This window comes from Massilia sp. UYP32 (assembly GCF_050434365.1).
Lineage (GTDB): Bacteria > Pseudomonadota > Gammaproteobacteria > Burkholderiales > Burkholderiaceae_D > Telluria > Telluria timonae.
In genome coordinates this window covers 70,556-90,471 of record NZ_JBNDIK010000024.1, presented here as the reverse complement: position 1 = coordinate 90,471, position 19,916 = coordinate 70,556, and the positions used below count along the sequence as shown (strand labels likewise).

Genomic DNA, 19,916 nt, shown 5'->3' with positions numbered 1-19,916 from the left:
GAAAAATTACTGTATATCTGAACAGTAGCTGTGGATTTGTACAGTAGTTGTGTTATTCTTTCCTTACTGCACAACCACTTCGATTAAAGGAAACGAACATGACCACTCTGAACAGCTCCTTCGGCCTGGAACACGCACCCGTCCCTTTCCTGGCGCGCATCGGCCGCCGCGAAATCCTCGTCACCCGCGATTTCCGCAAGCGCTTCTATGCGGTCAATCCGGTCATCGAGTGCGATACCGGCGTCGAGGCCGGCCACGTCGAGATCCTGTTGTTCCGCCGCTGGCTGCTCATTCTTTCCAAGGCACACTGATCCACTCTGGATCTACGTCCGAAAAATGCATATGGTTGCGTGAATTTATTCGTTTTCTTTCTGTGGGTCGAGACCGTACGCTACGGTTTCCCACCCTCCAGAAAGATAATAAATGCTTCGCAAAACCTTCATCCGTTCGCTGGCAGCACTGACCCTGCTGGTGCAGACCTCGGCCTTTGCCGCCGACGTCAACCTGCTCAACGTGTCGTACGACCCAACCCGCGAGCTGTACCATGAGTTCGACGCGGCCTTCGCCAAGCACTGGAAGACCAGGACGGGCGACAACGTCAACGTGAAGCAATCGCACGGCGGTTCGGGCAAGCAGGCGCGTTCGGTGATCGACGGCCTGCAGGCCGACGTCGTCACCCTGGCCCTGGCCTACGACATCGACGCCATCCGCGACAGGGGCCTGATCAATCCGGGCTGGGAACAGAAGCTGCAATACCGCAGCTCACCCTACACTTCGACCATCGTGTTCCTGGTGCGCAAGGGCAATCCGAAGAAGATCAAGGACTGGAACGACCTGGTCAAGCCGGGCGTCTCGGTGATCACGCCGAATCCGAAGACGTCGGGCGGCGCGCGCTGGAACCACCTCGCGGCCTATGGCTACGCGCTGCGCCAGCCGGGCGGCAATCCGCAAAAGGCGGCCGAGTTCCTGGGCGCCCTGTACAAGAACGTGCCGGTGCTCGATTCGGGCGCGCGCGGTTCGACCACCACCTTCGTCGAGCGCGGCATCGGCGACGTGCTGCTGGCCTGGGAAAACGAGGCGCTGCTCGCGCTGCGCGAACTCGGTCCCGATAAATTCGAGATCGTCGCGCCGTCGCTGAGCATCCTGGCCGAGCCGCCGGTCGCCGTGGTCGACAAGAACGTCGACAAGAAAGGCACCCGCAAGGTGGCCCAGGCCTACCTGGAATACCTGTACAGCGACGAAGGCCAGGACATCATCGCCAAGAACTACTATCGCCCGGCAGTCGACAAGTTCGCCAGGAAGTACGCCTCGCAGTTCCCGCAGATCAAGCTGTTCCAGATCAGCGAGCTGGGCGGCTGGACCGTGGCCCAGAAAACCCACTTCGCCGACGGCGGCATCTTCGACCAGATCTACACCAAGAAGTAAGCCTTACCGCGCACCATCCCCTGCGCCGTTCCCGCCGCTGGTGGGGCGGCGTTTTTTTGTCCGGCGCCTCGCCGGCGTGCGCGGATCTCACCCGCGCGCCAAAAAATCCCTTGAAATAGCAAACTCGGTCACGAAGTGAACAATTCACTAACTCGTGGCTGCCGCGCATCGCGATCGCGAACGCGGCGGTCCTTCCCCGCACACCACGAACACGGAAAGGATCACGCAATGTCATTCAAACTCCGCAAGATCAACGAGCAAGTCATGGTCATCACCGGCGCCACCAGCGGCATCGGCCTGTCGACCGCGCGCATGGCCGCCGAGCGCGGCGCCCGCCTGGTACTGGCGGCGCGCGCCGACGACGCGCTGGACGAACTCGTCCACGAACTGCGCGCGCGCGGCACCGACGTCATCGCGGTCACCGCCGACGTCGGCAAGATCGAGGACGTCGAGCGCATCGGCGAGGCCGCCATCCGCGAATTCGGCCGCATCGACACCTGGGTCAACAATGCCGGCATTTCGATCTTCGGCCGCATCGAGGACATCTCGCCCGAAGACCATCACCGCCTGTTCCAGACCAATTTCTGGGGCGTCGTGAACGGCTCGCTGGAAGCGGTCAAGCGCATGAAGCAGCGCGGCGGCGGCGCCCTGATCAACCTGGGCAGCGAACTGTCCGACCACGGCATTCCGCTGCAGGGCATGTACGCGGCGTCCAAGCATGCGGTGAAAGGCTTCACCGACTCGCTGCGCATGGAACTCGAAAAGGAAGGCGCGCCGATGTCGATCACCCTGGTCAAGCCATCGGGCATCGACACCATGTTCGCGGTGCATGCCAAGAACTATATGGAAAAGGAACCGAAGCTGCCGTCGCCGGTGTACGCGCCGGAACTGGTGGCCGACGCCATCCTGTATGCGGCCCAGCATCCGAAGCGCGACGTGTTCGTCGGCGGCGCGGCCAAGATGAATTCGTCGGGCGCCCGCTTCCTGCCGCGCGCCTTCGACAAGTACGTGACGGCGACCATGTTCCGGAACCAGAAATCGGAGGCGCCGACCGATCCGGGCCGCCGCGACGCCCTGCACAAGCCCGATCACACGCGCGAGCTGCGCGAACGCCAGGGCATCTATCAAACCCATGAGCGCAGCCCGTACACCGCGGCCCAGCTGCGCTCGAAGCAGATCACCACCGCCCTGCTGGGCGGCGGCGCCCTGTTAGCGGCCTTCGCCCTGAGTCGGCGGACGGCTCGTTAAGAACTCGGTGTCTTCCTCGGTCAGCGGCAGGTCGGGGATGGACTCGATGCGGTCGGTATCGATGTCGGCGCCGTCCTTGGCCACCGCATCGCGGCCGGCCGCGGCGCGTTCGCCGGTGCCGCCCATGTCGCTGTCGCCCGAGAAATCGGCGTCGCCGACGTCGGGTCCGGCGGTGTCGCCGGCGTGGCTGGCTTCGAGGTCGGAAGTCGTGCCTTCGTCGAAATCGAGCACCTGGTCGGGATCGAGATTGCCGGCGAAACCGGGGCCGCCGACGACGTCGCTGCCGGTGTCCGAGATGTCGCTCGGGCCGAGCGCGTCGATGCCATGGCCCTTGCCCAGGTTGCGGTCAGGGCGTTCCGGGAAGTTGTCCGGGTCGAGTGTGCTGGTGCCAGTCATATTGCCTCCATATGTGTTGATGAACCATGGAGACAGCGTACTGAATTTCGCCGTACGGTGTCGCAGCGCAGGGCCGCACGCCCGCGCTCAGAACGCGCGCCGCATGCCCACGTTGAGCGAGGACCCGTTGCCGGGCTTGACGCCCAGGTGCACGCCAGCGAGGTGCTGGATGTGCGAGTAGGCGGCATAGAAATCCATGCGGCGCGACATCGCATAGGTGGCGCCGACGGCGAGCTGGCGCGCATCGTTGTTGGCCGGATCGCGGTCGTTGCGGCGCACGAAGGACGCCAGCAGCGTGGTCTGGCGCGATACCGGCACCGCCACGCCCATCAGCACGTCGCGGCTGTCGGTCGAGCGCGTGGCGGCGACGCTGGCCCCATAGGGATTGTCGGGGTTGAACAGCGGCGAATTGCCCCAGCCGCGGTTGGCGCTGTAGGCGGTATAGGCCGTGCCCCAGTCGAAGCGCATATTGGCGGCGACGATGGAATTGCGGGCCGCCATCGTGATGTCGACCTCGTTGTAGCGGGTGACCTTGGCCACGTTGCGGTTCTGGTGGGCGGCGCGGATGTTCAGCGGCCCCAGGTTGACGCCGACCGTCATGCCCCAGGCGCGTCCCGACGGCGAGCCGTCGACGTCGCCCTTGCGCCACTTGGCGCCGGCGCTGACGCCGGCGAAGCGGCCCTCGAAGCCCTCGCTGTCGTCGGCGCGCATTCCGCGCGGGGCCGACTGCGCGGCCAGGCCGCCCTGGAAGGGATCGCCGACTTCGTTCAGGGCGGTGTAGTCGACGTTGTACTGGCGCCCGGCGGTCACATTGCTGCGCCACTCGCGCTCGGACGAACGCGCAATGGCGGATTCGGTCTCCAGCATGAAGATGGATGACTCGGCCGGCACCGTCTCGGCGCGCGCGGCCAGTTGCAGCTCACCCAGGCAGTCTGGCCCGCAGACGGCTTCCTGGATCGCCCCGGCGCCGGCGCCCTCCGCGTACGGACGGACCGGTTCGTTCTGCGCCGAAGCACACGCCGCGCTCCCTCCGAGCACGGCCAATGCGACGATGGACATTCTCATGGCGTCAATCTCTCCCTGACACCTACTATCCGCCTGTTATGGCAACCTGATCTGTCTAATACCTCACATAACCGAGAGTTTCGGAGCGCGTTTCGGTTCGCGTTTGATTCGCTTATAACCCAGCGCGTGGCCCGATGGCCGTTGTTGATCCGGCGCACGGTCATGCATTGCTGTCTACCGTACACCGAACCGTGAACCGGAGCAACCTTTACGACGATTCCGGAAGTATCGCCGTCAACGGCGCAGGGCGGCGAAGGCCGCCGGTTCCCATTCGCGCAGCGCCAGCAGCAGGCCGCTGCCGCGCCGCTGCGCCAACGGCGCGGCCAGGCTTTCCTCGTGCAGCTGGGCGAAGCGGGCGCGCATCAGGCGCAGCTCGTGCTGCAGCTTGGCGCGCGCGCTGTCGGTGAGCATGCCGTGCGCGAAGTCGAGCGTCTCGCCGCTGCCGTCGAAACCGCCCGCCACGAACTCGGGCATGCCCTGGCCATTGAAATAGCGCCGGATCGGGCCGTCGGCCAGCCAGTCGAAGTCGCGCGCCACGTTGACCCGGATGCGGTTGCCGGGCAGCAGCGTGATCAGTTGCAGGCGGTCCAGGCGCAGCAGGTATTGCAGGCATTCGGCCTCGCTCAGCCGGTAGACATTGAGCATGTCGAGCATGCGCCAGTGGTTCAGCGCGCACACCGCCACCAGCAACAGCTTGTCGTCCTGCACCAGCTCGCTTTCCTGCTCGGCGCTCAGTGTGCGCAGGCGGCGCTGGCCGTTCTGGGCTTCCTGCGCGATCTCGGCCAGGGTGAAGCCGAGCAGGCTGCAGATTTCCACGATGCGCTCGAGCGTAAACTGCTCGCTGGCGAACAGGCGCTTGATGCTCGGCTCGGACAGGTCGAGCGCGACGGCGACGTCGCGGTAGGTCAAGCCTTGCAGCTTCAGCTGGCGCTTGATGGTGGCGATGATCTGGCTGATTTGGGTCATGATGGGAACTCGGGGAACGATCAGGAAACGGCGCCGCTCACCGCGGCATGCCAGACCGGCGCCGCGGCCAGCCTGACGGCGTTCTTGCCGCCACGCTTGGCGGCGTACATGGCATGGTCGGCGCGCGCCAGCCAGGCGTCCAGGTCGGGCTTGTCGTCGGGCGCGAACAGCGCCACGCCGATGCTGGCGCCCACCGTGACGACCGTGGTGCGCAAGGTGTAGGGCGCGCGAATGCAGGCAAGCAACTTGTGCGCGGTATCCTCGGCGTCGCCAGGGCTGGCCAGCATCTCGAGCACCACCACGAACTCGTCGCCGGCCAGACGCGCCACGAGGTCGGTCATGCGCACGCCGGCGGCCAGGCGCGCGCCGGCGGCCAGGCGCGCGCCGGCGGCCAGGCGCGCGCCGGCGGCCAGGCGCGCGCCGAACTGGCGCAGCAGCTCGTCGCCCTCCTCGTGGCCGTGGGTGTCGTTGACCGCCTTGAATCCATCCATGTCGATGAACAGCAGCGCCGCCGGCATCGCGCTGCGCGAGGCCCGCGCCATGGCCTCGGGCAGGCTCTCCATCAGCGCGCGCCGGTTCGGCAAGCCGGTCAGCACGTCGCGCAGCAGCAACGCATTGAGTTCGGCGGTGCGCTCGGCCACCTTCGATTCGAGATGCTCGTTCATCTGCTGCAGCGCGCGCCGAACCTGCGCTTCGCTGCTGACCAGGTCGCGCATCGTACCCGACAACATATTTGCTTCATGAAAGCCGCTGATCTGTGGAATCGCCGGCAAGTCTTTTCCGCTGGCAGTGGCCTCGGTCACCCGTTCGATCGCCTGGCCCAGCTGGGCCATCGGCTGCGCCAGGCGGCGCGCCAGCAACGCGGCCGCGAGCGCCAGCAACAGGCCCAGCAAGGTGCTCCAGGCCAGCATGCGGCGCTTCAGCTCGCTGGCGCCCTGGAGGGCTTTTTCTTCATCCTGCCGCACCAGCACCGACCATTGCAGCGTCGCCGGGTTGGCGGCGTGGCCGGTCTGGCTGAAACCGGTGAGATAGGTGCGCCCGTCCGGCCACGCTTCGCGCAGCGCGCCGGTGTCGCCCAGCCTGGCGCGACGCAGGCTGGCGGTGTCGATCTTTTGCTCGAGCAACTCCTGTGGCCCGAGCATGACGGCGCCGTCGGCGCGCACGACCAGGATCTCGGCGCCATACTCGCGCAGCGCTGGCGTCAGCAGCATGCGCGCCTGGCTGCGCGCCCATTCCCAGCTCAGGTGCAGGCCCAGCACGGCGAACAGCTCGCCGTCCTGGCTGAACACGGGCGTCGACACGTCGACGAAACGCCAGGGGTCGGGGCGTTGCGGCATCAGTTTTTCCAGCAGCAGCGCCGGATGGTAGTCGGTGACGCGCACGCCGTCGCGACCGACCTGGAACCAGGGACGCATGCTGACGTCGTTCCCCTCCAGCAGCCCCATGGTCGAGGCGACCACCCTGCCCTCGGTATCGGCCATGCCGATCCAGGCGTAGTCGGGAAAGGTCTGCTGCAGGCTCTCGAGGGCGATGCGCGCCGCCGCGGGATTGCGCGCCTGGCGCACCGACGGCAAGGCGGCCAGCAGGCGCGCATCGCCGGCGGCCTGCTCCACGACACGATTGAGCGCATCGCGCATCTGCCACGACAGTTGTTGCAGGCGCAGCTCGGCATCGGCATTCGCCTGGCGTACGGCAAAATGGTTCACCACCGTCAGTTGCAACGCCACGGTCAGCGCCACGGTGACGCACACCGCCAAGGTCATCAGGGTGGACAGGCGGAATTTGCAGAGCAGGCCTTGCATAAGAGATTTGCGGAAACGTAATAACCCGTCATGATAGCGCTGAAACTACCAGTGAGTTCATCACTGGAAACAATGCAGAAGGGAAATTTATTGGTCGCCGGAGATTTTGGACAGAACGCAACACTTTAACGCAAGCTGGCATCGCTGTAGCGTTTCTTTTAGCAAAAAATTGTATTCATTTTTCGCCATTTTAGTACAAGCATTTTCGGAAAAATCGAATATGGGAATAAGACATTCTCCCATGTCACTATCCGGTTTTACCGACTGGCACAAGGACGATAGCAATGACCACGCATATGGACCGCTTCCAGGAGATGCAGATCTTCACGCGCATCGTGGAGCGGCGCAGCTTTACGCTGGCGGCCGAGGAACTGTCGCTGCCGCGCGCCACCGTGACGAATGCGATCAAGCGCCTGGAAGCGCGGCTCGCCACCCGCCTGCTCGAACGCACCACGCGCGTGGTCGCGCCGACGCTCGACGGCGCGGCGTATTACGAGCGCTGCGTGCGCCTGCTGGCCGACCTCGGCGAAATGGAAAGCGTTTTCACCCGCGCCACCCCGACTGGCTTGCTGCGTGTAAACCTGCAAGCCACGCTGGCGCGCCGGGTCGTGGCGCCGCGCCTGCCGGCCTTCCTGGCGCGCTATCCGGGCATCGAGCTGCAGATCGGCGAAGGCGACCGGCTGGTCGACCTGGTGCGCGAAGGCATCGATTGCGTGCTGCGCGTCGGCAATCTGCAGGATTCATCGATGGTCGCCCGGCAAATCACGCAGATCGCGCAGGTGACCTGCGCCAGCCCGTCCTACCTGGCGCGCCATGGCCGGCCCGCCACGCTCGATGAGCTGGACCGGCACCAGGCCGTCAACTTCATCTCGTCCGCCACCGGCCGGCCCTATCCGCTCGAATTCCTGGTTGACGGCGCGCTGCGGCAACTGACCCTGCCCGCCCCGGTGTCGGTCACCGGCGCCGATATGTACACGGCCGGCGCACTCGCCGGCCTCGGCATCGTGCAGGTGCCGCGCTACCGCGTCGAGCACGAACTGACCAGGGGCGAACTGGAAGTGCTGCTGCCCGCGCTCGCGCCGCCGGCCCTGCCCGTGTATGTGCTGTATCCGCAGAGCCGCCAGCTGTCGCCACGGGTGCGGGTATTCGTCGACTTCCTCAAGGAAGCGTTCGCCGGCTTCGGCTGATTGATCCGGCTGACTGATCGGTTACCATGAAACACGATTACACTATTTCACAGGAGACCCCGATGCCGCGTTCCGCCTTCTACCCCTTGCTTGCCGCCGCACTGGCCGTGATTGCGCCACTATCGCTCGCGGGTCCAGTGGCGACGATCGACAGCGGCAAGGTGGAAGGCAAGGTCGACGCCGGCATCGCCAGCTGGAAAGGCATCCCCTTCGCCGCCCCGCCGGTGGGCAAGCTGCGCTGGCGCGCGCCGCAGCCGGTGCAGCCCTGGACCGGAGTGCGCCAGGCAAGCAGCTACGCGGCTGACTGCATGCAACTGCCCTTCCCCAGCGACGCCGCGCCGCTCGGCACCAAGCCCGATGAAGACTGCCTGTACCTGAACGTCTGGAAACCGGCCGAGGACAAGGGTAACAGCGAGAGAAAATTGCCGGTGCTGGTCTGGATCTATGGCGGCGGCTTCGTCAACGGCGGCTCGTCGCCGCCGACCTATTCCGGCGCGGAGCTGGCGAAACAGGGCGTGGTGGTGGTCAGCTTCAATTACCGCATCGGCCGCTTCGGCTTCTTCGCCCATCCGCAACTGACGCAGGAAGCCGGTCAGACGGCCGCACTCGGCAACTACGGCTTCATGGACCAGATCGCGGCGCTGCAGTGGGTCAAGCGCAACGTGGCGGCCTTTGGCGGCGATCCCGACAACGTCACCATCAGCGGCGAATCGGCCGGCGGCATGTCGGTCAATTTCCTGCTCACGTCGCCACAGAGCCGGGGGCTGTTCGCCAAGGCGGTGGTGATGTCGGGCGGCGACGGCGGCACCGCGCGGACGCCGCTGGCGGGCGCCGAAAAGACGGGCGTGAATTTCGCCGCCGGTAAGGGCATCGCCGCCGACGATCCGAAGGCGCTCGAGAAACTGCGCGCGCTGCCGGCCGACAGCGTCGTCGACGGGATGAACCTGGCCAACTTCAGGATGCAGGGCATGCCGACCTATCATGGCCCGTTTGCCGACGGCAGGCTGGCGATCGACTCCGGCGCCGCCTTCCGCGCCGGCCGCATGCACCAGGTGCCGGTGATGATCGGCGCCACCAGCGCCGACATCGGCGGCAAGACCGGCTATATGGTCGCCGGCGCGCGCAGCCTGGCGGCGACCCTGGCCGACCACGGCGTGCCGGTGTACGCCTACCGCTTCTCCTACGTGGCCGACTCGATCGCCAAGCCCGGCGCCGGCGCCGGCCATGCGACCGACATCCCCTTCTTCTTCGATACGGTGGCGGTCAAGTACGGCGCGCAGGCGACCGGCAAGGACATCGCCGTCGGCAAGGCGATGAGCACGTATATGGTGAACTTCGCCAGGCGCGGCGATCCGAATGGCGCGGGCTTGCCGGCATGGCCGCGCTACGCGCGTTCGAGCGATCGAATCATGGACTTCTCGGCCCAAGGCAAGCCGGTGGCGCTCGAGGATCCATGGGGCGCCGAGATCGACGCGGCGGCCGCGACCCGTCGTTGAACCTGCGCCGGGCGGATACAGGAGTCTCCAGGGCGCCGCACCGGCGGCGCCATCGTCTATAATATTGCCTGGGTGATCATACCGCTCAGGTATGACAGGATTTGCGCTGGTCGGGCCGCCACGCGGCTCGGTTACGCACGTCATCATGTCACCTCTCACGCATCCTCTCACCATTTCGGCCATATCGTGGCCGCATCGCTTTCCACCTTCACTGACCGCAGGCCATGCCGGCCCGTGGGCCGCCAATTCATGAGACATACCGGACGGCATGCACGCCGTCGCGGCTGGAAAACATTTATGCGCATCGAACGACGACTCTCCAATACATTCCAAGAATTCATTGCATCGGGCAAGGCCGGCGGCGCCATCCTGATCCTGTGCACCCTCGTGTCCCTGGCCATCGCCAATTCAACCTGGGGCGCTTCCTACCTGGGCTTCTGGCACATTCCGCTCGGCGGCCTGACGGTCGAACTGTGGATCAACGACGCCCTGATGGCGATCTTCTTCCTGCTGGTCGGCCTGGAACTCAAGCGCGAGCTGTATAACGGCGAACTGTCCGACCTGCGCAACGCCATGCTGCCGATCCTGGCGGCGGCCGGCGGCATCGCGGTGCCGGCCGGAATCCACTTCGCCCTCAACGGCGGCACGCCGACGCAAGCCGGCGTCGGCATCCCGATGGCCACCGACATCGCCTTCGCGCTCGGCGTGCTGGCCCTGCTGGGCAAGCGGGTGCCGGCCTCGCTCAAGGTGTTCCTGACCGCGCTGGCCGTGATGGACGACCTGGGCGCGATTATCGTCATCGCCGTGTTCTACACCGCCCAGCTGTCGGTCGCCTACCTGGTGGGCGCGCTCGCGGTGTTCGTGGCGCTGCGCCTGATGAACAAGCGCCTGCGCGTCCTGGCGCTGTGGCCCTATCTGCTGGGCGGCGCGCTGATGTGGTTCCTGATGCTCAAGTCGGGCGTGCACGCCACCATCGCCGGAGTGCTGCTGGCCTTCACCATCCCCTATTCCGCGCAGGAGGACGACGCCGCTTCGCCGTCGCACCAACTGGAACACGTGCTGCACAAACCGGTGGCCTTCCTGATCCTGCCGATCTTTGCGCTGGCCAATACCGGCATCGTCATCGGCGCCGACTGGGCCGGCGAACTGAGCTCCCTCAACAGCCTCGGCATCCTGGTCGGCCTGGTGCTGGGCAAGCCGGTCGGCATCCTGCTGTTCAGCTTCGCGGCGGTCGCGATCGGCGTGTGCCGCCTGCCGCTCGACCTGGCCTGGCGCCACGTGCTGGGCGCCGGCATGCTGGGCGGCATCGGCTTCACGATGTCGATCTTCATCACGAACCTCGCCTTCGTGGGACATGCGGATATCATCAACGCCTCGAAGATGTCGATCCTGGCCGCGTCGGTGATCGCCGGCACGATCGGCTTCATCTGGCTCAAGTTCATGGGCGCGCCGCTGGCGTCCGACCCCGACCTCGACACCATGGACTTCGACCAGGATCCGCCCGCGCAAACGCAATAAACGACACTGCCGATGAACAAGGTCATCCATCCCGCGCGCGCCGTCGCGCTGGGCTTCCTGCTGGCGATCCTCGCGGGCACCGCCATGCTGATGCTGCCGCTGGCGCGCCCCGACGGCAGCGCCGCGCCGCTGATGGTCGCCTTCTTCACGGCGGTGTCGGCGGTGTGCGTGACCGGGCTGGTGCTGGTCGACACCGGCACCTACTGGTCCGGCTTCGGCCAGGCGACCATCATGGTGCTGTTCCTGCTGGGCGGCCTGGGCATGATGACCGCCGCCACGCTGCTCGGCCTGATGGTGAACCGCTCGCCCAAGCTGCGCACGCGCCTGATGACCCAGACCGAAACGCGCTCGATCGGCATGGGCGACATCTCGAGCGTTGCGCGGGTGGTGCTGGTGGTGTCGGTGCTGTTCCAGCTGGCGATCGCGGCGATCCTGACGCTCAGGCTGCGCGCCGACTACGGCCTGGCCTGGAACGACGCCGGCTGGGTAGGCCTGTTCCACGCGGTGTCGGCCTTCAACAACGCCGGCTTCTCGATCCACCCCGACAGCATGGTGCGCTACGCGGGCGACGCCGGCATCCTGCTGCCGGTGATGCTCGCCGCCATCATCGGCGGCGTGGGCTTTCCGGTGCTGCACGACCTGCGCCACCGCTTCCGCGATCCGCGCCACTGGTCGCTGCACACCAAGCTGACCCTGTCCGGCACCCTGATCCTGCTGTTGCTGGGCTACGTCGCCATCCTGCTGTTCGAATGGAAGAATCCGCAGACGCTGGGCGCCTTCGGCCTGTTCGACAAGCTCATGAACGGCATGTTCATGTCGGCGGCGGCGCGCACCTCGGGCTTCAACACCGTCGACGTGGCGGCGCTGACCCGCGAAACCTGGGCCCTGCATTATTTTTTGATGTTCATCGGCGGCGGCAGCGCGGGCACCGCGGGCGGGGTCAAGGTGGGCACCGTGGCGGTGCTGGTGCTGCTGGTGATCGCCGAGGCGAAGGGCCACACCGACACCGAGGCGTTCGGGCGCCGCGTCGGCACGTCCGCCCAGCGCCAGGCGATCACGGTGCTGGTGCTGGGCAGCGTCATCGTTGCCTTCGGCACGGTGGCCCTGCTGCGCATCTCGCACTTCCCGACCGACCAGGTCATTTTCGAGGTCATCGCGGCCTTCGGCAGCGCCGGCCTGTCGACCGGCATCACCGCCGACCTGCCCGTCACCGGCCAGCTGGTGCTGGCCCTGCTGATGTTCGTGGGCCGGGTGGGCACGATCACCTTCGCGACCTCGCTGGTGCTGGGCGAGCGGCGCATGCCTTACCGTTATCCTGAGGAGCATCCAATTGTTGGGTAGAATTTTCACAGAGCAGTTCGCGTTTTCCGCCGGCGACAGCGTAGTCGTCATCGGCTTGGGGCGCTTCGGGGGCGCGGTGGCGCAGTCGCTGATGCGCCTGGGCCACGACGTGATGGGCATCGACACGCGCGAAGACCTGGTGCAGATCTGGGGCGACCGCCTGACCCACGCCGTGCAGGCCGACTCGACCAACGAGAACGTGATGCTGCAGCTGGGCGTGGCCGATTTTTCGCACGCGATCGTCGGCATCGGCTCGGACCTGGCGGCCAGCCTGATGACCCTGATGGTGTTGACCGAACTGGGGATCAAGGACATCTGGGTCAAGGCGATGACGCCGGAGCACGGCCAGATCGCCCAGCGCATCGGCGCCCACCACGTGATCTACCCCGAGGCCGACATGGGCGCGCGCGTGGCGCACCTGATCACGGGGCGCATGATGGACTTCATCGAGTTCGAGGACGGCTTTGCGATCGCGAAGATCCATGCGCCAGCGGAGACGCATAACCGGACGCTGGCCGAAGCCCATGTGCGCAGCCGCTTCGGCGTGACCGTGGTGGGCGTCAAGCGCGCCAACGAGGATTTCCAGCATGCGCTGGCGGATACGACGATCCGCTCGGCCGACCTGTTGATCGTGTCGGGGCCGACCAAGAAGATCGAGATGTTCGCGGCGGGAGGCAAGAAGCGCAAGTCGGCCTAGGGCCCGACCGCGATCGCCGGAGAACGGTCTAGCCGCAAGGCAGGCAGATCAAGGTCGATGCGGGTGCGATCAGCCGCATGACCGACAGCAGCATCGCATAGTCGGCTTCCTCTATCTTGCAGTCGGGAATGACGACCGTGTCGACCATCACCGCCTGCAGGATGGCGACCGCGCGCGCCGGCGTGGCGCTATGAAGAACGATGCGGGCGTGACCGAATTGCTTCGACAGCGCTTGAGTACTGAACAGCTGTGGCTCGACGACCAGAACGACCGACATCTGCCTCCCTTGAAAAGCCCGGTTGCCGCGGCCCGGCAACGCAAAAGCGACGGCGCATTCTAGGCGGCATCGGCCTTATCCGCACATCAATTCCGTTGAAGTTCCGAAATCAGCGGTTCACTGCATAGGCGCTGAACCGGTTGATGTAGGAGCACACGCCCATGTCTTGCCGTCCAGGCGGGAAGGCGGGTTCGCGTGCGACCCCGTATGGATGCCCATGTAACAATACGTTCAAGGAAATCCGACAGCCTGGGCCAGTCGCGGCGCACTGGACCGGCCCGTTGTCGTGTCCTCGGAAATACGGTGAAACTCCATTGCATCGCCCTGCAGTTCGGCGGCGCCTTCCAGCAGCAGACCACACGATACAGCGGATATGACGACTAGCGACCCAGGCAACGCGGATATCCCGATGTCCGAACTGGCATCCACTTTCCTCGAACTGCGCGACGTCGTCCTGGAACAATGGAGCGCGCGGGTCACGGCGGAAATCCCCTCGGCGACCCGTCTGGGCGAACCGATCCTGGTCAACACCCTGCCCTCGCTCTACGACAACATCGCACAATCCCTGGTGGCGGGCGCGCCGCGCCCGTTCGCCACGGCAGGCACGAATCTCGCCATCGCCCATGGACGGGAACGGGCCAACATGACCGATTACGGCCCGCACGAGCTCATCCACGAACTGCAGATCTTTCGCGAGGTGTTGTTCGGCGTCGCGGCGGCACGGCGGCTGCCGCTGAGCAAACACGATGCGGAGGTGATCGGACACTCGATCGAGGAAGCGGCACGCGAGTCGATCAGCGGGTACAACGCATTCAACCGCGAGGTCAGTGAAACGTTCATCGCGACGCTGTCCCACGACCTGCGCAATCCGCTGCACGTCGCGAACGCTTCCGCCCAGCTGATCCAGCTCAAGACCAGCGACCCCGGCATCACGGGCCTGGCGCAACGCATCTGCGCCAAGATCGCGGAGACCGACGCCATGATCCAGACGCTGCTCGACGCGGCCGTGTTGAAGGGCAAGGCGAAACTGAAGCTCGACATCGCGCGCTTCGACATCATGAGCATGGTCGAAGAGGTCTGCGCAGATCTTCCCCTGTCCGGCCAGCAGGTGAAGGTCGACGGCGAACGGATCGAGGGCTACTGGTGCCGCGTGTCGCTCAGGCGCGTCCTCGAGAACCTGGTGTCGAACGCAAGGAAATACGGCGACGCGTCGCGCCCGATCACGGTGCGTGTCGCCCGCAACGAGTCCCAGGTATTGCTGGCGGTGCATAACGAGGGCAAGCCCATTCCCGAACCAGAGCTGGAACGGCTGTTCCAGGCGTTCCACCGTATCGAAGACGTGAACGTCACGGGATGGGGCCTGGGCTTGCCCTATGTCCGGCACGTCGCCGAAAGCCATGGCGGCTCGGTCATCGTCGACAGCGCCGAGCGACGCGGGACGGCGTTCACCGTGAGTCTGCCGATCGATGCCCGTCCCTATGTCGGGCAATAGGATAGCGGCCATGCCGACGGCCCCGGCCGCGCGTCACCGGACCCTGAGCTCGTAGCGCGCCTCCGCTCCCTTGCGGGCGGCATTACGCATCTGATATACCTTGACGCAGTCGCCGCTGAGCGAGGGCGCGACCGGCACGCCGTTGACCGTGCTCGGCGGCGCCGAGTAATGCGCTGCAAGCGTAGCGCCCTCGCTCATCGGTTGGAGCCAACAGTGCACCTGCTCTCGACGACAGGATGGGATGATGACAAAAACCACCCGAAAAATAAACCGGAACACTTCCGGACATGCGTAAGGATCCAACCATGTTGAAACCATCGAGCATCACGGTCGCGCTCGCGACCATCTTGTGCGCCGCCTGCAGCACCGGCACGGCGCCGTCGACCGATCCCGTCGCGCGGGACACCCAGGCCATCGGCTTGACCGGCACGACCTGGCGCCTGCACGACATCCAGTCGATGGACGACGCCCAGGGCACGACCCGCCCGCATCCCGACCGGGTCTATACCATGCGGCTGACGCCGGACGGCCGCGCCGCGTTCCAGCTGGATTGCAACCGGGGCTCGACGTCATACACCGTTGGGCCCAGTGAACCGGGCCGGGGCGCAATCACTTTTGGCAACGTGGCGATGACGCGGGCGATGTGTCCACCGGGGTCGCTCGACAGCCGCATCGCCCGGGATATGGGCTATGTTCGCTCATACATGATGCAGGGAGACACGCTGTCCTTGAGCTTGATGGCCGATGGCGGCATCTATGTCTGGAAACCGGAGACCGCCATACAGCCCACGCAGTGAACGTTTCAGATTGCTCGCATCGAATCGAACGGCGCCGGTCTACCTCGTCGGCACAGCACCGGACAGCACGGCGCCTACGAGCGCGGTAAAGTCATCGCAAACGGCATCCGCGCCGGCCTGGCTGCGCCCCTGTCCCGCCGCGCTCTTCGTGGCGCCTTGCAGGATCGTATTTTGATCGTGCAGCAGTCCGATCTGCATCGCCATCAGGCGCTCGGCGTTGCCTGGAGCATGGATTCCCGCCGCCTTGCAGATGGCGTCGATACGCCGGCCGAGCAGTTCTGCCGCATCCGGCGGCGAAGCCTCGCCTGTCGACGTGTCGCTCGTCTGGGCAGCATCGCCGGGCATCGCTTCCTCATGCAGGGTCTTGCCTGCGACCGCGCCGAGCTGCGCCTGCGTCGCATCCTGAGCGACGATGCCGGGTTCGCCGGTGGCACCAAGTTGCAGCAATACCCGCTCGACCGCACGCAGCGTATCGCTCAGCCTCGACATGTCCGGCGCATCCTCACCCAGGCGCGCTTGGGTCACGCTGGCGATCGACAGCACGGCCACCATGCAATGGCGGACCTGCTGAAGGCTGCGCTCCGCGTCCGCGCCCCGATGGGATTTGACATGGTCGATGACGTCGGCACGCGTCTGCAGCGGCTGGCCGCTTTCGTCCGCCGCCCTTCGCGCCCGCTGTTGCGCGGCCGGCGACGAAGCGTCGCTCGACATACGTTCCCAGTCCGCCAGGCTGAATCGCCCGAGCTGCTCGCCGGATTGGCCCAGCACCGGAACGTGAATCCTGATCGTCGTCGCCAACGAGCTGTTCATCCACTCCAGCGGCGCCACGCGCAATCTGGGATCGCCATCCTCGTCCACCTGCGGATGCACGGTCTCCCAGAAGCGCACGAGCAGCCCCTCTACCAGCAGCAGCCCGCGCAAGAGCCCTTCGAACCCATGCTGGCGCGTCCAGGCTTCGGTGAGCCAGGCGGCGATCTGCAGATCCTTGGCGTACCCGCTCAACGTCATCTTGCAGAGCGCCTCGGTTTGGGCCCAATCGGCACGCTTCAGAGGCTGCTCCCACACGCCCATCGGCAGACTCGGATCGTCTTCCCGGCGCGCCTCGCGTAATCTGTCAAAGATAGGATCGAAGCGGATTGGCGGTCCGGTGGGCAGGTCCTCCCTGATCGGGTGGAGGAGCGACTCCAGTTCGCTGCGGTGTTCGGCGCTAAGCGGTGGGCTTGGCTGGGTAACGTTCATGTCGGTCATGTGGAAAAATGATGGATGGTCCGACACGATTATTGCGCCCGTGACGGGATCGGTCCTTGTGTTTTTTGTCGTTTGAAATCTTCCATTTGCGCGGATGGCGCAGCGTGCCGGCTATTCGCCGTGAATGACGAAAAAAAGCCCCGACTTGTGAGGATCTCGCTCTGCAATGTGGCGCTGACGCGCGCCATGTGCTCACCTGGCTCGCTGGACAGCCGAATCGCGAGGGACATGGGCTATATCCGCTCGAACATCATGCGCGGCGATTCACTCTTCATGAGCATGATGGCCGACGGCGGCATGTCTGGAAACCCGCGCCCGGCATCCGACTCGCGCCATGAACCTTGCCGCAACAGCGCATCGAACGAGAAACAAAGATTTTTCTTGTATAAAAGAAAAAAACTAGGTTCAATACCGATTGTATTATTAACAAGAAAACTTTCGGGATGTCAGCTTCCAACAATCAGCTTTCCAGGTACGTATTTGTCGTGTTCGCGGATGACTGGGGCCGCCACCCGTCAAGTTGCCAGCATTTATTCCGAAGGATTATTCCGCAAGCCCAAGTCATTTGGGTCAACACGATTGGATTGCGCACGCCTCGCGTCAACCTGCACGATTTCAAGAGGGCCATGCAGGTCATGCGCACCTGGGTTTGCCCCGGTGCGAGGATCGGAGGAGTATCCCGTAAGGGCGCAGTCGACCGCACCGCAGATGGCGCTTGCGTCCCCCCCGGCAAAGATGCCGTCGCCCCCCATATCCTCAGCCCGGTCATGTGGCCTTCTTTTCGGGGCCCCAGATCTTCCGCGCTCAATCATCGCCTGCTCTCGCGTGCAGTGCACAAGGCGCTGCGGCATGTGGCCCCCGGCAAGCAACCAATCCTGGTGAGTACGTCGCCCACGGTACCTGGTCTTTTCCGCGATCATGCCTTCAGGCGGAAAGTCTATTATTGCGTGGACGACTTCACGCATTGGCACGGCATCGATGGCCGCGCCGTGCATCGCCTGGAGCAGGAAACGCTGGATGCATGCGACCTGATGATCGCGTCCTCCGCCGCGATTCTCGCGTCTCGTTCATCGTTCGTGAACACCGCCACCCTGCTGACTCATGGTGTGGATCTGGCGCACTTCTCCCACGTCACATGCGACCCATCCAGCCCTTTGGCGGCCTTGCCCCATCCGCTCGTGGGAATGTTCGGGGTCTTCGACCGCCGTGTCGATGGCCAGGCCCTGAAGAACGCCGCACGCTTGTCACCGCGCGCGACCTTCGTTATCCTCGGCCCGGTCGTGGACCGGGATCCGGCCGAATTCCGCGATGTGCCCAATATCCGCTTCATGGGCGCCGTGCCTTATTCGGACTTGCCCGGACATGTCGGCCACTTCGACCTGTGCATCCTGCCCTATGTGATCGGTGAATCGACGCACAGCATCAATCCTCTCAAGCTCAAGGAATACCTGGCCACTGGCAAGCCGGTCATCGTATCCCCCCTGCCCGAAGCAATCCGACTCGCCGAGTATCTTACGCTGGCAGGGCCGGAAGAATTTCCGCAAGCAGTGGCATCGGCCCTGGCCGCGATCGCATCGAGCGCGTCGAAACCCATTCATCCATGCACCGGCCTCAGGACCTTCCTGCAACGCGAGAGCTGGGAAGCAAAGGCCAATCGCTTCCTGTCCGACATCATGGAGGGCCTGTGACCGACCGCGTGCGCATCCTCTGTATTTCCACCATGTTCCCGAATCCGCGCATGCCGGTGCATGCGCAGTTCGTCAAGCAGCGGCTGGACGCACTGTCCAGGCACGTCGACCTGATCGTGGTGTCGCCGATACCCTGGTTTCCTGGCGAAGCATATGTCGCGCGTTATGCCAACCGGAGCCGGGTTCCATCACAATTTGACGAGAACGCGTATCCCACGTATTTTCCGAAGTTTTTCTCCATCCCGGCAATGCTCAAGCCGCTCGATGGCGTGTTTCTCGCCTTCGCGGTCTGGCGCTTCATCGCATCGCATGGGCTGAAAGGGAAATTCGATGTGCTCGATTGCCATCTGGCGTTTCCGGAAGGGTTTGCGGGCGCCCTGTTGTCCCGCGTCCTTGGCAAGCCCTATGTCGTTACCTTGCGCGGCCACGATATCAATGAACTGCACCGCTTCCCGGTACGCCGTCGCCAGGTGCTGTTTGCCCTGCGCCACTGCGCGCGCTATGTCGGCGTCGCCAAGGCCCTGGTGGACGGCGCCGTGCGCCTGGGCGCGCCCGCGGACAAGGGATACGCCTCGGCGAACGGCGTGGACACGGAGCGCTTTCATCCCACCGCGAAGGACGACGCCCGCAGGATGCTCGGATTGGACTGCGCCAAACGCTATCTGCTGTCGGTTTCCCACCTGGTGCCGCGCAAGGGCGTCGACGTCCTGCTGCGCGCCCATGCCATGCTGGTGGCGGCGGGCCGCAGCGACCTGAGTTTGATCGTCGTCGGCAAAGGGGGCGAAGAAGGCGACTGCGAAGCCGGGCTTCGCGCCCTGGCCAGTGACCTCGGGATCGCCGACCGGGTCATCTGGGCCGGTCCGGTGGCGAACACAGAGTTGCATGCCTGGTACTCGGCCGCCGATGTATTCTGCCTCGCCAGCGAGAAGGAAGGCTGGCCGAATGTCATTCTCGAGGCCATGGCGTGCTCGACGCCGGTGGTTGCTCACCGGACCTGGGGCGTACCAGAAATTATCACGGGGGTCGACCTGGGCGTCCTGGTCGAGACCAGGGAACCTGCGGCGTTTGCCGACGCGATTGACCTGGCCTTGACGCGAACCTGGAGCCCTGCACGGTTACGGAAGTATGCGCTGGAGCATACCTGGAACAAGGTGGCCGAAGGACTCTCCGGACACTTCCAGGCGATAGCGAAGGCAGAGGCCGCCAGAGGGTCCGCGCGGTGAACGCGCAACTGCATGTGCGACTACGCTCATAAGCAAATAGACAATTGATT

General features: G+C 65.0%; 19 protein-coding genes. 12 read left to right on the top strand and 7 right to left on the bottom strand.

Going from position 1 to position 19,916, the window contains the following annotated elements; all coding sequences use genetic code 11:
• The first annotated feature begins 98 nt into the window (after positions 1-98).
• From ABIB42_RS18995 to ABIB42_RS18985, 3 genes are all read left to right on the top strand, one after another.
• Entirely contained in the window at positions 99-311 is a 213-nt protein-coding gene (locus ABIB42_RS18995) for a hypothetical protein (protein ID WP_005671379.1), read from the top strand.
• 112 nt (positions 312-423) lie between these two features.
• Positions 424-1,425, top strand: coding sequence for a sulfate ABC transporter substrate-binding protein (locus tag ABIB42_RS18990; RefSeq protein WP_005671382.1), 1,002 nt, complete (start codon positions 424-426; stop codon positions 1,423-1,425).
• Between the two features lie 228 nt (positions 1,426-1,653).
• Positions 1,654-2,673, top strand: a complete 1,020-nt coding sequence (locus ABIB42_RS18985; RefSeq protein WP_005671385.1) for an SDR family oxidoreductase — start codon at positions 1,654-1,656, stop codon at positions 2,671-2,673.
• Here the strand turns inward: ABIB42_RS18985 and ABIB42_RS18980 are convergent.
• From ABIB42_RS18980 to ABIB42_RS18965, 4 genes are all read right to left on the bottom strand, one after another.
• The gene (locus ABIB42_RS18980; protein WP_005671387.1) at positions 2,635-3,069 is read right to left on the bottom strand and encodes a hypothetical protein; all 435 of its coding nucleotides are present in this window, start codon (positions 3,067-3,069) and stop codon (positions 2,635-2,637) included. The two genes, ABIB42_RS18985 and ABIB42_RS18980, sit on opposite strands and share 39 nt — an antisense overlap.
• 87 nt (positions 3,070-3,156) lie before the next feature.
• Complete coding sequence (locus ABIB42_RS18975) at positions 3,157-4,134, bottom strand: porin (RefSeq protein WP_005671389.1); 978 nt, start codon at positions 4,132-4,134, stop codon at positions 3,157-3,159.
• A gap of 234 nt (positions 4,135-4,368) precedes the next feature.
• Positions 4,369-5,100, bottom strand: a complete 732-nt coding sequence (locus ABIB42_RS18970) for a helix-turn-helix domain-containing protein (protein ID WP_005671391.1) — start codon at positions 5,098-5,100, stop codon at positions 4,369-4,371.
• A gap of 20 nt (positions 5,101-5,120) precedes the next feature.
• Entirely contained in the window at positions 5,121-6,902 is a 1,782-nt protein-coding gene (locus ABIB42_RS18965) for a diguanylate cyclase domain-containing protein (protein WP_429248820.1), read from the bottom strand.
• 296 nt (positions 6,903-7,198) lie between these two features.
• Here ABIB42_RS18965 and ABIB42_RS18960 point away from each other — a divergent pair, with 296 nt between their 5' ends.
• The 5 genes from ABIB42_RS18960 to ABIB42_RS18940 all read left to right on the top strand — a co-directional run bounded on the left by ABIB42_RS18960 (position 7,199) and on the right by ABIB42_RS18940 (position 13,141).
• Positions 7,199-8,089, top strand: coding sequence for a LysR family transcriptional regulator (locus tag ABIB42_RS18960; RefSeq protein WP_429248825.1), 891 nt, complete (start codon positions 7,199-7,201; stop codon positions 8,087-8,089).
• A 62-nt stretch (positions 8,090-8,151) separates the two neighbouring features.
• Positions 8,152-9,585 (top strand): carboxylesterase/lipase family protein, encoded by a 1,434-nt coding sequence (locus tag ABIB42_RS18955; protein WP_429248819.1) that lies wholly within the window; start codon positions 8,152-8,154, stop codon positions 9,583-9,585.
• A gap of 297 nt (positions 9,586-9,882) precedes the next feature.
• Positions 9,883-11,103 (top strand): Na+/H+ antiporter NhaA, encoded by a 1,221-nt coding sequence (gene nhaA / locus ABIB42_RS18950; RefSeq protein WP_071363400.1) that lies wholly within the window; start codon positions 9,883-9,885, stop codon positions 11,101-11,103.
• Positions 11,104-11,115: 12 nt separating this feature from the next.
• Positions 11,116-12,444: a TrkH family potassium uptake protein gene (locus ABIB42_RS18945; protein ID WP_071363401.1), complete on the top strand. Its 1,329-nt coding sequence runs from the start codon at positions 11,116-11,118 to the stop codon at positions 12,442-12,444.
• On the top strand, positions 12,437-13,141 hold the full coding sequence (locus ABIB42_RS18940) for a potassium channel family protein (RefSeq protein ID WP_005671401.1): 705 nt from the start codon (positions 12,437-12,439) through the stop codon (positions 13,139-13,141). Before ABIB42_RS18945 ends, ABIB42_RS18940 begins: the two co-directional genes overlap by 8 nt.
• 28 nt (positions 13,142-13,169) lie before the next feature.
• On the opposite strand, the gene ABIB42_RS18935 is transcribed toward ABIB42_RS18940, so the two are convergent.
• Positions 13,170-13,418 (bottom strand): hypothetical protein, encoded by a 249-nt coding sequence (locus ABIB42_RS18935; RefSeq protein WP_429248818.1) that lies wholly within the window; start codon positions 13,416-13,418, stop codon positions 13,170-13,172.
• Positions 13,419-13,827: 409 nt separating this feature from the next.
• Here ABIB42_RS18935 and ABIB42_RS18930 point away from each other — a divergent pair, with 409 nt between their 5' ends.
• A complete protein-coding gene (locus ABIB42_RS18930; RefSeq protein WP_429248817.1) occupies positions 13,828-14,910 on the top strand; it encodes a sensor histidine kinase in 1,083 nt (360 codons plus the stop codon).
• Positions 14,911-14,943: 33 nt separating this feature from the next.
• Here ABIB42_RS18930 and ABIB42_RS18925 read toward each other — a convergent pair whose 3' ends face one another.
• Positions 14,944-15,108 carry a hypothetical protein gene (locus tag ABIB42_RS18925; RefSeq protein ID WP_429248816.1) on the bottom strand — a complete coding sequence of 55 codons (165 nt, stop codon included), beginning with the start codon at positions 15,106-15,108 and terminating at the stop codon, positions 14,944-14,946.
• 107 nt (positions 15,109-15,215) lie between these two features.
• Here ABIB42_RS18925 and ABIB42_RS18920 point away from each other — a divergent pair, with 107 nt between their 5' ends.
• A complete protein-coding gene (locus ABIB42_RS18920; RefSeq protein ID WP_429248815.1) occupies positions 15,216-15,707 on the top strand; it encodes an META domain-containing protein in 492 nt (163 codons plus the stop codon).
• 39 nt (positions 15,708-15,746) lie between these two features.
• On the opposite strand, the gene tssA is transcribed toward ABIB42_RS18920, so the two are convergent.
• A complete protein-coding gene (tssA, locus tag ABIB42_RS18915) occupies positions 15,747-16,955 on the bottom strand; it encodes a type VI secretion system protein TssA (RefSeq protein WP_429248814.1) in 1,209 nt (402 codons plus the stop codon).
• Positions 16,956-17,398: 443 nt separating this feature from the next.
• Between tssA and ABIB42_RS18910 the strand changes: the two genes are divergently transcribed.
• Together ABIB42_RS18910 and ABIB42_RS18905 are read left to right on the top strand one after the other, a co-directional pair.
• Positions 17,399-18,643 carry a glycosyltransferase gene (locus tag ABIB42_RS18910; RefSeq protein ID WP_081590022.1) on the top strand — a complete coding sequence of 415 codons (1,245 nt, stop codon included), beginning with the start codon at positions 17,399-17,401 and terminating at the stop codon, positions 18,641-18,643.
• Positions 18,640-19,866 carry a glycosyltransferase gene (locus ABIB42_RS18905; protein ID WP_005671414.1) on the top strand — a complete coding sequence of 409 codons (1,227 nt, stop codon included), beginning with the start codon at positions 18,640-18,642 and terminating at the stop codon, positions 19,864-19,866. The genes ABIB42_RS18910 and ABIB42_RS18905 overlap by 4 nt, the downstream gene beginning before the upstream one ends.
• The last annotated feature ends 50 nt before the right edge of the window (positions 19,867-19,916 follow it).